A 14,499-nucleotide genomic window follows, 5' to 3' on the forward strand; every position below is an offset into this window, starting at 1 on the left:
GTGAACATTACAGGCAGGTACAACAATGACTCATCTCAAAAAACGCGACCGGGCCAAAACGAATGCATCGTTAATCTCTATCGTGCAGCGCTTCTCCGACATCACCATTATGTTCGGTGGCCTGTGGTTGGTGTGTAAGGTCAATGCGCTGCCGTTCTTCTACATGCATCTGCTGATGGCTCTGATTACGCTGGTTGTTTTCCAGATGATCGGCGGAATGACCGATTTTTACCGCTCCTGGCGGGGCGTAAAAATCATGACTGAACTGACACTATTGTTGCAGAACTGGACGCTGAGCCTGATTTTCAGCGCCGGTTTGCTGGCGTTCAACAATGATTTTGATAATACCTTCAACATTTATCTCGCCTGGTATTTGTTGACCTCAATGGGGCTGATGATGAGCCGGGCGGTGATCCGCTTTGGCGCAGGCTGGTTGCGTAACCTTGGCTACAACACGCGCCGCGTGGCGGTGGCCGGTGATATGCCGATGGGCCAGGAACTGCTGGAAGGTTTTCGTAATGAACCGTGGCTCGGGTTTGATGTGGTCGGGGTTTACCACGATCCACAACCGGGCGGCATTACAACCGGCTGGGCGGGAAATCTCGACCAACTGGTGGAAGATGCGAAAAGCGGAAAAATTCACAACGTCTACATCGCCATGTCGATGAACGATGCGGCCTGCATTAAAAAGCTGGTGCGCCAGCTCGCCGATACCACCTGTTCGGTGATCCTTATCCCTGACGTTTTCACCTTTAATATCCTGCACTCGCGTGTGGAAGAGGTGAACGGCGTGCCGGTGGTGCCGCTGTACGACACGCCGCTTTCTGGTGTTAACCGCATCCTGAAACGTCTGGAAGATATTGTCCTCTCCTCGCTGATTTTGCTGCTCATCTCCCCGGTGCTGCTGGCGATTTCCGTGGCGGTGAAACTCAGCTCGCCGGGGCCGGTTATCTTCCGCCAGACGCGCTATGGCATGGACGGTAAGCCAATCAAGGTGTGGAAATTCCGCTCCATGAAGGTGATGGAAAACGACAAAGTGGTGACCCAGGCAACGCAGAACGATCCGCGCGTGACGAAAGTCGGCAGCTTCCTGCGCCGCACGTCGCTCGATGAACTGCCGCAGTTTATCAATGTGCTGACCGGTGGGATGTCGATTGTTGGCCCGCGCCCGCACGCGGTGGCGCATAACGAGCAGTACCGCTCACTGATTGAGGGCTACATGCTGCGCCATAAAGTGAAACCCGGTATTACCGGTTGGGCGCAAATCAACGGCTGGCGCGGTGAAACCGACACGCTGGAGAAAATGGAAAAACGTATTGAGTTCGATCTCGAGTACATCCGTGAATGGAGCCTGTGGTTCGATATCAAAATCGTTTTTCTGACCATCTTTAAAGGCTTTGTTAACAAAGCGGCGTATTAAGGAAAGGTCATGAGCCTGAGAGAAAAAACCATCAGCGGCGCGAAGTGGTCCGCCATGGCGACCCTGACCATTATTGGTCTGGGGCTGGTGCAGATGACCGTGCTGGCGCGCATTATCGATAACCACCAGTTCGGTTTGCTGACCGTCTCGCTGGTGATTATCGCGCTGGCGGATACGCTGTCGGATTTCGGCATCGCAAACTCGATTATTCAGCGTAAAGAGATAAGCCATCTCGAACTGACCACGTTGTACTGGCTCAATGTTGGGCTGGGCATCGTGGTCTGCATCGCCGTTTTCTCCCTGAGCGGGGTGATCGCCGATGTGCTGAATAACCCGGATCTGGCACCGCTGATTAAAACGCTGTCACTGGCCTTCGTGGTGATCCCACACGGCCAGCAATTTCGCGCCTTGATGCAAAAAGAGCTGGAGTTCAACAAGATAGGCGCCATTGAAACGCTGTCGGTGCTGGCGGGCTTCAGCTTTACGGTTATCAGTGCGTTCTTCTGGCCGCTGGCGATGACCGCGATCCTCGGTTATCTGGTCAACAGCGCCGTGCGCACGCTGCTGTTTGGCTATTTCGGGCGCAAAATTTACCGCCCCGGGCTGCATTTCTCGCTGGCGTCGGTCAGCTCCAACCTGCGTTTTGGCGCCTGGCTGACGGCAGACAGCATCATCAACTATGTGAACACCAATCTCTCCACGCTGGTGCTGGCGCGTATTCTCGGTGCCAGTGTCGCCGGGGGCTACAACCTGGCGTACAACGTGGCGGTAGTGCCGCCGATGAAGCTCAACCCTATCATCACCCGCGTGCTGTTCCCGGCGTTTGCCAAAATTCAGGACGACACCGAGAAGCTGCGCGTGAACTTCTACAAGCTGCTGTCAGTGGTTGGGATCATTAACTTCCCGATCCTGCTGGGGCTGATGGTGGTGTCGAACAACTTTGTGCCGCTGGTGTTTGGCGACAAATGGAACAGCATTATTCCCATCCTGCAATTGCTCTGTATCGTCGGGCTGTTGCGCGCGGTGGGTAACCCGATCGGCTCGCTGCTGATGGCGAAAGCGCGGGTGGATATCAGCTTTAAATTCAACGTCTTTAAAACGTTTCTCTTTATCCCCGCCATCATTGTCGGTGGACATCTGGCGGGGGCGCTCGGCGTGACGCTCGGCTTTCTGCTGGTGCAAATCATCAACACCGTTCTGAGCTACTTCGTGATGATCAAACCGGTGCTCGGTTCCAGCTACCGTCAGTACATCCTGAGCCTGTGGCTGCCCTTTTACCTGTCGCTGCCGACGCTGGTGGTGAGCTATGGCTTGGGTCTGGCGCTGAGCGGACATCTGCCGCTGGCGGCGATGCTGGCGATTCAGGTCGCGGCGGGCGTGGTGGCATTCGCCGGGATGCTGATTGTGTCGCGTAATGCGCTGGTAGTAGAGATGAAACGCCAGTTTTGCCGCAACGAGAAACTTAAAACGCTGCTTCGCGCAGGATAAGAAACCTGATTGAACCCCTTTATGAGGTCGTTATGAAATTATTGATCCTTGGCAATCACACATGCGGCAACCGTGGTGACAGCGCTATTTTACGTGGATTGCTGGATGCGATTGCCCTGATTGAGCCGGATGCAGAGGTGGATGTGATGAGCCGCTATCCGGTGAGCTCATCCTGGTTACTCAACCGCCCGGTGATGGGCGACCCGCTCTATAGCCAGATGAAAGAGCAGAACAACGCTGCCGGATTGATGGGGCGCGTGAAGAAGGTGCTGCGCCGCCGTTACCAGCACCAGGTGCTGCTCTCCAGGGTGACGGATACCGGGAAGTTGCGCAATATCGCCATTGCGCAAGGGTTTACCGATTTTGTCCGCCGTCTGGCGGACTATGACGCGATTATTCAGGTCGGCGGCTCTTTCTTTGTCGATCTGTATGGTGTGCCGCAGTTTGAACACGCGCTGTGTACGTTTATGGCGAAAAAACCGATCTACATGATTGGTCACAGCGTGGGGCCGTTCCAGAACGAGGCTTTTAACCAGCTGGCGAATTATGTTTTTGGCCATTGTGATGCGCTGATCCTGCGCGAAACAGTCAGCCTGAACCTGATGAAGCAGAGCAATATCACCACGGATAAAGTCGAGCAGGGCGTCGATACCGCCTGGCTGGTGGATCACCATCAGCATGATTTTGTGGCCAGCTATGCGGTGCAGCACTGGCTGGATCTGGCGGCAAAAGAGAAAACCGTGGCGATTACGCTGCGTGAACTGGCGCCGTTTGATAAACGACTCAACACTACCCAGCAGGCCTATGAACAGGCTTTTGCCGAGGTGGTAAACCGGATCATTGATGCGGGTTATCAGGTTATTGCGCTCTCCACCTGCACCGGTATCGACAGCTACAACAAAGATGACCGCATGGTGGCGCTCAATCTGCGCCAGTATGTCAGCGACCCGTCGCGCTACCACGTGGTGATGGATGAGCTGAACGATCTGGAGATGGGCAAGATCCTTGGCGCGTGTGATTTAACGGTGGGTACACGCCTGCACTCCGCGATTATCTCGATGAACTTTGGAACACCGGCGATTGCTATCAACTATGAACACAAGTCGGCAGGCATCATGCAGCAACTCGGGATGCCGGAAATGGCGGTCGACATTCGCCATCTGCTGGATGGTTCGCTGGCGGCGATGGCGGCCGACACGCTGGGGCAACTGCCTGCGATTAACCAGCGTCTGGCAACGGCGGTGGCGGCTGAGCGCGAGCATGGCATGAAAATGGTCAAATCGGTGCTCGATCGCGTACAGGGGGTGAAATGAAAGTCAGCTTCTTTTTGCTGAAGTTCCCCTTATCTTCCGAAACTTTTGTGCTCAACCAGATCGTTGCCTTTATCAATATGGGTTTTGAGGTTGAGATTGTCGCCCTGCATAAGGGCGATATGAACAATACACACTCGGCGTATACCGAGTACCGGCTGGCGGAAAAAACGCACTGGCTGCTGGCCGAGCCGGAAGGGAAGATGGCAAAACTGAGCTATCGCGGGCAGGCGATAGCGCGAGGTATCTGGAAATCCTCCACCTGGAAAGCGTTGAATATGTCGCGCTATGGTGACGAAGCCCGCAACCTGATCCTGCCAGCCATTTGCGGCCTCGCGCCGCGCACATTCAGCGCCGATGTCTTTATCGCCCACTTTGGCCCGGCAGGCGTTACCGCCGCCAAACTGCGGGAACTTGGCGTTCTTAAAGGCAAAATCGCCACCGTATTCCACGGCATCGATATCTCGCATCGCGACGTGCTGAACCACTATACGCCGGAGTATCAGCAGCTTTTCCAGCGCGGCGATCTGATGTTGCCGATCAGCGAGTTATGGGCCGGCAGACTGAAAAACATGGGCTGCCCGGAGACCAAAATTGCTGTGTCACGCATGGGGGTCGATATGGCCCGCTTTAGCCTGCGCTCAGTGAAAAACCCCGGTAGTCCGCTGCTAATTATCTCTGTGGCGCGCCTGACCGAGAAAAAAGGGCTGCACGTTGCGATTGAAGCGTGCCGTCTGTTGAAAGAACGCGGCGTGGATTTCAAATATCGCATCCTCGGTATTGGCCCATGGGAACGCCGCTTACGCACACTTATCGAACAATTCCAGTTGGAAGATGTGATTGAAATGCCGGGCTTTAAACCCAGCCATGAAGTGAAAGCGCTGCTTGATGAAGCCGACGTCTTTTTGCTGCCGTCAGTTACCGGCGCGGATGGGGATATGGAAGGGATCCCGGTTGCGCTGATGGAGGCGATGGCGGTGGGGATCCCGGTGGTTTCAACCGTCCACAGCGGCATTCCGGAGTTGATCGAGGCCGGACAGTCCGGCTGGCTGGTACCGGAAAATGATGCCGAGGCGCTGGCGCAGCGTCTGGCTGCTTTCTGTGATATGGAGAGCCGGGATTTAACACCGGTGGTGACGCGGGCGCGTGAAAAAGTCGAGAACGACTTCAACCAGAAAATCATCAACCAGCAACTTGCCAGTCTGTTGCAGACGCTTTAACAGAGGTTTTATGACCGTGAAGAAAACAGCAACTGCGCTATCGCGACGCACTTTTCTGGCCGCCGGTTCCGCGCTGGCGGCACTTCCTTTGCTACATATTCCCGCAGCCCGCGCGTTGGGACGTAACGACACGGTCAGCATCAGTGATTACAACCGCAATGACTGGCCTGCGGCGTTTAAACAAGCTTTTGCTGACGGGCAAACGGTGGAAGTTCCCGCAGGTGTGGTCTGCGACAATATCAACACTGGTATTTTCATTCCTGCCGGCAAAACACTGCTGGTGCGCGGCGCGCTGAAAGGTAACGGGCGCGGGCGCTTTGTGTTACAGGACGGTAGCCGGGTGGTGGGGGAGAAGGGCGGTAATTTCTATAACATCACGCTGGATGTGCGCGGTTCAGACTGCGTGATCAAGGGCGTGAGTATGAGTGGCTTTGGCCCGGTGATGCAGATTTACATTGGCGGGAAAGAGGCGCGCACGATGCGCAATTTAGTCATCGATAACATCACGGTGAGCAAAGCGAACTATGGCATTTTACGCCAGGGTTTCCACAATCAACTGGACGGTGTGCGGATAACCAATGGTCATTTCAGCGACTTACAAGGTGATGCTATCGAATGGAATGTGGCCATTAATGACCGCAACATTCTGATCTCCGACCATGTGATTGATAATATTAACTGCACCAACGGCAAGATTAACTGGGGCATTGGTATTGGCCTGGCGGGCAGCACCTATGACAATAACTACCCCGAAGATCAAGCAGTTAAAAACTTTGTCGTGGCGAATATTACCGGTAGTAACTGCCGTCAGTTAGTGCATGTGGAAAACGGTAAACACTTTATTATTCGCAATGTGAAAGCGAAAAACATCACCCCGGATTTCAGTAAGAAAGCCGGGATTGATAATGCGACGGTGGCGATTTACGGCTGTGATAATTTCGTCATTGATAATGTTTCAATGGTCAATAGCGCCGGTATGTTGATTGGCTATGGTGTTATCAAAGGCGATTATTTGTCGATCCCGCAGAATTTCAAACTCAACGATATCCAGCAGGACAACAGCAGCAGCAAATATAAGCTGCGCGGTATCCAGATCTCGTCCGGTAATGCTACGTCGTTTGTGGCGATCACTAACGTGAAAATGCAGAGCGCGACGCTGGAGCTGCACAATAAACCGCAACATCTTTTCCTGCGTAATATCAACGTGACGCAACAGGCGGCCAACGGCCCGGCACTGAAGCTGAACTTCGATTTACGCAAAGATGTGCGCGGGCGTTTTATGGCGAAACAGGACACCTTGCTGTCATTGGCGAATATTCACGCAGTCAATGAAAATGGGCAAAGTTCAGTCGATATCGACAGAGTCGATCAGCATGTGGTGAATGTCGATAATTTGAATTTCCGTTTGCCGGCGAAGCGGCTCTAAGCGCGGGAAATGGCCTTTTACGATAAATCCTGGTGCTTTAACACCGGGGTTAGGATTACATCTACTGCCTTGCAGGGACATTAGGCGTAACATCTTTCACTTTCCTCGCTGCAAACGCACTGGCGAAAACAGGTTAAAGGTTTATAATTCATCCAATTATTATAGGTGGAAGAAATAATGGTTAATTTGAAAGCAGTTATTCCGGTAGCCGGTCTGGGGATGCATATGCTCCCGGCCACGAAAGCGATTCCAAAAGAGATGCTACCGATCGTCGACAAGCCGATGATTCAGTACATCGTCGACGAAGTTGTTGCTGCAGGGATCAAAGAAATCGTTCTGGTGACTCACTCGTCAAAAAACGCGGTGGAAAACCACTTCGACACCTCCTACGAACTTGAAGCGCTGCTTGAACAGCGAGTTAAACGTCAGCTGCTGGCGGAAGTGCAGTCTATTTGTCCGCCAGGCGTGACAATTATGAACGTGCGTCAGGCGCAGCCGCTGGGGTTAGGCCACTCTATCCTCTGTGCGCGCCCGATCGTTGGCGACAACCCGTTTGTCGTGGTGCTGCCGGATATCGTGCTGGATACGGCGACTGCCGATCCGCTGCGTTACAACCTCGCGGCGATGGTGGCACGCTTTGCTGAGACTGGTCGTAGCCAGGTGCTGGCAAAACGTATGAAAGGCGATCTCTCTGAATACTCCGTGATCCAGACTAAAGAGCCGCTGGATACGGAAGGCAAAGTCAGCCGCATTGTGCAGTTTATTGAAAAACCGGATCAGCCGCAGACACTGGATTCCGACCTGATGGCAGTGGGGCGCTATGTCCTTTCTGCTGATATCTGGCCAGAACTCGAAAAAACCGAGCCAGGCGCGTGGGGGCGTATCCAGCTGACCGATGCGATTGCTCAGCTTGCGGAAAAACAGTCTGTTGATGCGATGTTGATGACCGGCGACAGCTATGACTGCGGTAAGAAAATGGGGTACATGCAGGCCTTTGTAAACTACGGTCTGCGTAACCTGAAAGAAGGTCAGAAATTCCGCGAAAGTATTAAGAAATTGCTTGCACAATAAAGATTAAAAATGTTGTGTAACTAAGATTTTTGGAGCAGGGCAGAAAGGGTTGCCAGAAGGACATTTGATCCTTTGGTTATTCTTACTGCCCTTTTTATTTCCATTATAAAATCAACGATTAAAAAAGGTAGGAATGGGTAATTCTTGCGCTGACGTAAGCAAGATTTTTCCTTGTTTCCGTCCCTGTTTCGGCGGAGAATAGCCGCTTAGCATTTTGTGCCAAGTGGTAGATTCAAATAAGAGCAGCGCAGTTTTTGACATCATAAATTGCCGACAAAAGCACACAGTACACAGGTAGCTGAAGAGCCTGGGGCGGTAGCGTGTCTGAAATATATACATGTAAGTTAATAACCTACTCTTGACTAACCTTAAGTTAATACATAGTAAAGTAAAAGCGGAAGAAACTCGTGAAAATACTGGTCACAGGTGGTGCAGGTTTTATTGGGTCTGCAGTGGTTCGTCACATCATTAATAACACTACTGATCATGTGGTTAATGTAGATAAATTAACCTACGCCGGGAACCTGGAATCACTGGCGGAAATAAATAATGACCCGCGTTATGTTTTTGAACGTGCGGATATTTGTGATAGTGACGCCATGGCGCGGATTTTTGCTGAGCATCAACCTGATGCGGTCATGCACCTGGCGGCAGAAAGCCATGTTGATCGCTCGATTACGGGGCCTGCCGCGTTTATTGAGACAAATATTGTCGGCACCTATGTATTGCTTGAAGCTGCTCGTCAATATTGGGGACAACTTGAGGAACCACGTAAAGCTGCTTTCCGTTTCCATCATATCTCCACTGACGAAGTGTATGGTGATTTGCCCCACCCGGATGAAGTGGCGGCTGGCGAACCATTGCCCCTCTTCACTGAGCAAACTGCCTATGCGCCGAGCAGCCCTTACTCAGCCTCTAAAGCCTCCAGCGATCACCTGGTCCGCGCATGGCGCAGAACCTATGGTTTCCCTACAATTGTTACCAATTGTTCCAATAATTATGGGCCGTTCCATTTTCCGGAAAAACTGATCCCGCTGGTTATCCTGAATGCGTTGGCAGGCAAAGCGTTGCCAGTGTATGGCAAGGGAGATCAAATTCGCGATTGGTTGTATGTCGAAGATCACGCGCGCGCGCTTTATACCGTGGTCACGCAAGGTGTTGCGGGTGAGACTTATAATATCGGTGGCCATAACGAAAAACAGAACCTCGATGTTGTCCACACGATTTGTGACTTGCTTGATGAAATCGTACCGAAGGCGACCTCTTATCGTGAGCAGATCACTTACGTAACTGACCGTCCGGGCCACGATCGCCGTTATGCAATCGATGCCGATAAAATCAGTAAAGAACTGGGCTGGAAACCGGTCGAAACCTTTGAAAGCGGAATCCGTAAAACGGTTGAGTGGTACTTGTCCAACAGCGCATGGGTCGCGAACGTACAAAGTGGTGCCTACCAGTCATGGATTGAACAAAACTACGGGAAGCGCAGCGAATGAATATTCTGTTATTCGGAAAAACGGGACAAGTAGGCTGGGAGCTCCAGCGTTCGCTGGCTCCATTGGGCAACCTGATTGCGCTGGATGTTGATTCCACAGAATATTGCGGTGACTTCAGTAACCCGCAGGGTGTTGCTGAAACTGTGCGCCGTATACGACCTGACGTGATCGTCAACGCCGCCGCGCATACTGCGGTTGATAAAGCTGAATCCGAGCCGGAATTTGCCTCACTGCTGAATGCGAAAAGTGTTGAAGCTATTGCGCGTGAAGCCGCCAAAATTGATGCATGGGTGGTTCACTATTCAACCGATTATGTTTTTCCGGGCGACGGTCAGACGGCGTGGGTGGAAACAGATAGCACTGCTCCCCTAAATGTCTATGGCCAGACAAAACTCGACGGTGAAATTGCTCTGCGCGAAAACTGCCCGAAGCACCTTATTTTCCGTACCAGCTGGGTTTACGCCGGAAAAGGGAACAATTTCGCGAAGACCATGCTCAAGCTGGCGAAAACGCGCCAGGAACTCTCGGTGATTAACGATCAGTTTGGTGCACCTACCGGTGCTGAGTTACTTGCAGATTGTACCGCTCATGCAATCCGAACAGCATTGATACAACCACAAGTAGCCGGTTTGTATCATCTGGTTGCTGGTGGTGAAACATGCTGGCATGACTACGCGGCGCTGGTTTTTGCTGAGGCCAGGGCAGCGGGAGTTGAACTCGCTTTGAATAAATTAAATCCGGTAACGACAGAAAGTTTCCCAACGCCGGCGAAACGACCGCACAATTCGCGACTGAACACAGATAAATTTCAGCACACTTTCGATCTGGTTCTCCCTGACTGGGAGCTCGGCGTGAAACGTATGCTGGCTGAGTTATTTAGCACAACGCCTATTTGACAATATGAAAAGTGCCTATGGGCAGGCATTTTTGCTCGGGATTACGAAATGAAAACACGTAAAGGAATTATACTGGCGGGTGGTTCGGGAACTCGTCTGTACCCGGTTACAATGGTTGTGAGTAAACAACTGCTGCCAATTTATGATAAGCCAATGATTTACTATCCGTTATCCACGCTTATGCTCGCGGGGATTCGTGATATTTTAATTATTAGTACCCCGCAGGATCTACCTCGCTTCGAACAATTACTTGGCGATGGTAGTCAGTGGGGTTTAAGCCTCCATTATAAAGTACAGCCAAGCCCTGATGGGTTAGCGCAGGCGTTTATTCTTGGTGAAGAGTTTATTGGTAATGACTCCTGCGCTCTGGTGCTGGGCGACAATATTTTCTATGGTCATGATTTGCCGAAGCTGATGGATACCGCTGTGAAACAGGAAAGCGGTGCAACTGTCTTTGCTTACCATGTTACCGATCCAGAGCGCTATGGCGTGGTCGAATTTGATAAAAATGGCACGGCAGTCAGCCTTGAAGAGAAACCGCTGGAACCGAAAAGTAATTATGCGGTAACCGGGCTCTATTTTTACGATAACGATGTTGTCGCCATGGCAAAAAGTCTTAAACCATCCGCCCGAGGCGAGCTGGAAATTACTGACATCAACCGTATCTATATGCAGCAGGGGCGTTTATCGGTGGCGATGATGGGCCGTGGTTACGCATGGCTGGACACCGGTACGCACCAGAGCTTAATCGAAGCCAGTAACTTTATCCAAACCATTGAAGCACGCCAGGGGCTCAAGGTCGCATGCCCTGAAGAGATTGCATTCCGTAAAGGATTTATCAGCGCTGAACAGGTGCGAAAGCTGGCAATTCCGCTGTCAAAAAATGCCTATGGGCAGTATCTCCAGAAGATGGTTAAAGGCTAATAAATGAATATTCTTGAGACGGAAATTCCGGATGTACTGATCATCGAGCCAAAAGTTTTCGGCGACGATCGCGGATTTTTCTATGAAAGTTATAACCAACTAGTATTAGAAGAGAGTATCGGTTGTAAGCTCTCATTTGTGCAGGACAATCATTCAAAGTCGAAGCAAGGAGTACTTCGCGGCCTGCATTATCAAGCCGAACCTTACTCACAAGCAAAATTGGTGCGCTGTGTAGTTGGAGAAGTATTTGATGTCGCAGTTGATATTCGCCTTGATTCTCCAACTTTTGGACGCTGGGTTGGTATTAACCTTTCCGCAGAAAATAAACGCCAACTTTGGATCCCCGAAGGGTTTGCTCATGGTTTTTTAGTCCTAAGTGAAATGGCTGAATTTTTGTATAAAACAACAAATTATTATGCACCTGCAGCAGAGCGTGGCATTGCATGGAATGACCCAACATTAAATATCGAATGGCCAATACCATCGGATAAATTAATACTTTCATTAAAAGATATGCAAGCTGGCAGTTTTGCTGATTTAAAATAAGGAAGAAAAATGATTCCATTTAATAAACCCTATTTACAAGGGAATGAGTTGACATATATTGCGCAGGCAGTTAGCAGTGGGAAGATTTCTGGAGATGGCATTTTTACTAAAAAATGTCATGAGTTTTTTGAAAAAAAATATGGTTTTAAGAAAGTGCTTCTTACTACGTCATGTACTGATGCATTGGAAATGGCTGCAATATTACTGAATATTCAGCCTGGCGATGAAGTGATTGCGCCATCGTACACCTTTGTTTCAACAGTAAATGCGTTCTCTCTTCGTGGTGCGAAATTGATTTTCGTCGATAGCTATAGTAACAATCCAAATATTGATCCCGTTGCTATTCGTAACAGTATTACCGAAAAAACTAAAGCGATTATTGTCGTTCATTATGCCGGGGTCGCCTGCGATATGGATGCGATTATGGCAATATCGAAAGAATTCAATATTCCAGTTGTTGAAGATGCAGCACAAGCGATCGACTCATATTATAATAACAAGCCATTGGGCAGTATTGGTACATTCGGTACTTTTTCTTTTCATGAGACGAAAAACATTATCTCAGGTGAAGGGGGAATGCTTGTCATCAACGACGATAAGTATATACAACGCGCTGAAATAATTAGAGAGAAAGGCACAAATCGTGCTTCATTCTTTAGAGGAGAAGTGAATAAATACGGATGGGTTGATATTGGTTCCTCGTTCTTACCTTCAGATATTATTGCAGCTTATCTCTATGCTCAGCTTGAAAACATGGATATCATCCAAACCAAAAGAATATCACTTTGGGAACAATATTACGCTGGTCTCAGCCGTCTTGCTGAAACAGGTGTCATAGCACTTCCAGCAATTCCAGCGTTTGCAAGTAATAACGCGCATATGTTTTACATTGTTTGTGAAAATATAAATGTCCGAACCGGGCTTATTCAGTATCTTAAGGATAACGGCATATACTCTGTTTTTCATTATCTCTCATTGAATAAAAGCGAGTATTATCTTACTAAGAACGAAAGTGTTGATCTCGAGAACAGCGATCGTTTCACTGACAGTTTGCTAAGACTCCCAATGTTCTATGAATTAGAATTGGAACAAGTGGATTATATATGCTCAAAAATAATTGAGTTTTATTATGCGAAGTAATGCGTTCCGCTTGTTTTTGTGAGCTATTATGTTTAAAAAAATAGTTATTCTATATGTGGCTCAACTATACCGTGTTGCATTTCCTCTCTTTTTGGTCCCTTTGATTATTGGGCTCTTAGGTACGGAAAGATATGGTATAGTTTCTTTTTTTACGATGCTAATAACATTAATGGGGTTGTTGGACGCAGGAATAAGCGGGACTTTTATTAAATTAGTCGCTACTAATAAAAATCACCTTGTTACCTTCATGAAGGTTATCAAATTATTTATTAAAGTATTATGTGGTTTTGTTATCATTGCCGGATTTGTTAGTTTTGTTTTTAACTATTTTTCCTTATATATAGTTACCGATTGGTTACAAACGTCATTATCCAGAGAAGAAACCGTATATTGTATAAAACTCACAGGTATAATTCTTGCATTTTTATATTTGCGGTCGTATTTGCAAAGCTTTATAAATGGTATGGAACGACAGGATTTGATTGCTATATGGAACATGTTATATACCACAGCATTTTATGGTGGCTCATATCTAATCCTTTCCTTTTATTCAAATACGTTACCTGCTTTTTTTAATACATTGTTATTTCTATCTGTCATAGATATTATTGCGACATTAGGCTGCGTAGCTTATGTTATTATTAAACAGCATCGGCAACTGATAAATCGACATCAGGAAAGAGATAAAAACAGTACCGATAGTATTTCATTTAGAAATATAGTTAAGTTTTCATTGCAATTATCTGGTTTGTCGATGATTTGGGTCATCGCTACTCAAGTCGATAAACTCGCGTTATCAACATACACAGATTTAACCCTCTACACTCATTACCAAATTGGTTCTCAACTAAGTGCGGTCGTGCTAGCACTGACTGCACCGTTATCACAATTCCTGCTACCCAGATTAAGCGCACTGGTTAAAGAAAAAAATTACAATAAATTTATTGAGTTGTTTAGCATTAGTTCTGTCGGATATGTAGTTATTCTCGGTCCGTTAGTCCCGTATATGTGCGTTTATGGAAACGATCTCATTTCATTGTGGCTTAAAAATAAAGATCTCGGATTTGCTGTTAATTTATATGCTAAATGGTTGGTCTCGGCTGCTTTTTTTGCGGGGATAATGAATTTTGTTTTTATATTGTTATATTCTAAAGGTCAGTTAAAGTACCATTTTTATGCATATGCATTTTATTCTGCGATAACGATTCCGTTAACAATTCTTATCGCTAAATTATATGGTCCAGAATGGTCGTGTATATTCTACTTTATGCATACAATACTTTTCATGATATTATGGGGAGGTTTTTGTTTAGGTAAAGAAATTATAGGTTATATATCTTTATTACTACCCTTGGCTTCGGTTGTTTTAATATTATCTTTCTTGGTTTTTTTAATTATACAAAAACTCCAAATTTTTATTCTATATAGGATAATATATGTCATTTTTCCTCCTGTTGCTAATATGATTATTATTTCCACTTTTCTTTATCTTTTACGTATGCCATTAATAGCCGCGATCAGAAATATGAAGTTAAAAAAATGGTATTAGCAAAGCGAGTTTA

General features: G+C 48.2%; 12 protein-coding genes. All 12 read left to right on the forward strand.

Annotated features, from left to right (window positions below; all coding sequences use genetic code 11):
- Positions 1–25: 25 nt before the first annotated feature.
- Positions 26–1,420 (forward strand): undecaprenyl-phosphate glucose phosphotransferase, encoded by a 1,395-nt coding sequence (gene wcaJ, locus O3S68_RS02345; RefSeq protein ID WP_020454302.1) that lies wholly within the window; start codon positions 26–28, stop codon positions 1,418–1,420.
- A gap of 9 nt (positions 1,421–1,429) precedes the next feature.
- On the forward strand, positions 1,430–2,908 hold the full coding sequence (gene wzxC / locus O3S68_RS02350; RefSeq protein WP_020454301.1) for a colanic acid undecaprenyl disphosphate flippase WzxC: 1,479 nt from the start codon (positions 1,430–1,432) through the stop codon (positions 2,906–2,908).
- A gap of 32 nt (positions 2,909–2,940) precedes the next feature.
- A complete protein-coding gene (gene wcaK / locus O3S68_RS02355; protein WP_020454300.1) occupies positions 2,941–4,221 on the forward strand; it encodes a colanic acid biosynthesis pyruvyl transferase WcaK in 1,281 nt (426 codons plus the stop codon).
- Positions 4,218–5,438, forward strand: coding sequence for a colanic acid biosynthesis glycosyltransferase WcaL (wcaL, locus tag O3S68_RS02360; protein ID WP_269230711.1), 1,221 nt, complete (start codon positions 4,218–4,220; stop codon positions 5,436–5,438). The genes wcaK and wcaL overlap by 4 nt, the downstream gene beginning before the upstream one ends.
- 10 nt (positions 5,439–5,448) lie before the next feature.
- Positions 5,449–6,864 carry a colanic acid biosynthesis protein WcaM gene (gene wcaM, locus O3S68_RS02365; RefSeq protein ID WP_020454298.1) on the forward strand — a complete coding sequence of 472 codons (1,416 nt, stop codon included), beginning with the start codon at positions 5,449–5,451 and terminating at the stop codon, positions 6,862–6,864.
- A gap of 177 nt (positions 6,865–7,041) precedes the next feature.
- A complete protein-coding gene (gene galF / locus O3S68_RS02370) occupies positions 7,042–7,935 on the forward strand; it encodes a GalU regulator GalF (RefSeq protein WP_020454297.1) in 894 nt (297 codons plus the stop codon).
- A gap of 407 nt (positions 7,936–8,342) precedes the next feature.
- Positions 8,343–9,431: a dTDP-glucose 4,6-dehydratase gene (gene rfbB, locus O3S68_RS02375; protein ID WP_269230712.1), complete on the forward strand. Its 1,089-nt coding sequence runs from the start codon at positions 8,343–8,345 to the stop codon at positions 9,429–9,431.
- On the forward strand, positions 9,428–10,327 hold the full coding sequence (rfbD, locus tag O3S68_RS02380) for a dTDP-4-dehydrorhamnose reductase (protein WP_269230713.1): 900 nt from the start codon (positions 9,428–9,430) through the stop codon (positions 10,325–10,327). The genes rfbB and rfbD overlap by 4 nt, the downstream gene beginning before the upstream one ends.
- Positions 10,328–10,375: 48 nt before the next feature.
- Positions 10,376–11,251 (forward strand): glucose-1-phosphate thymidylyltransferase RfbA, encoded by an 876-nt coding sequence (rfbA, locus tag O3S68_RS02385; protein ID WP_020454294.1) that lies wholly within the window; start codon positions 10,376–10,378, stop codon positions 11,249–11,251.
- Positions 11,252–11,254: 3 nt separating this feature from the next.
- A complete protein-coding gene (rfbC, locus tag O3S68_RS02390; RefSeq protein ID WP_020454293.1) occupies positions 11,255–11,797 on the forward strand; it encodes a dTDP-4-dehydrorhamnose 3,5-epimerase in 543 nt (180 codons plus the stop codon).
- A 9-nt stretch (positions 11,798–11,806) separates the two neighbouring features.
- Positions 11,807–12,937, forward strand: coding sequence for a dTDP-4-amino-4,6-dideoxygalactose transaminase (gene rffA / locus O3S68_RS02395; protein ID WP_269230714.1), 1,131 nt, complete (start codon positions 11,807–11,809; stop codon positions 12,935–12,937).
- A gap of 28 nt (positions 12,938–12,965) precedes the next feature.
- Entirely contained in the window at positions 12,966–14,486 is a 1,521-nt protein-coding gene (locus O3S68_RS02400; protein WP_269230715.1) for a lipopolysaccharide biosynthesis protein, read from the forward strand.
- Positions 14,487–14,499: the final 13 nt, after the last annotated feature.

The sequence above is a fragment of the Kosakonia sp. SOY2 genome, from assembly GCF_027109175.1.
GTDB lineage: Bacteria > Pseudomonadota > Gammaproteobacteria > Enterobacterales > Enterobacteriaceae > Kosakonia.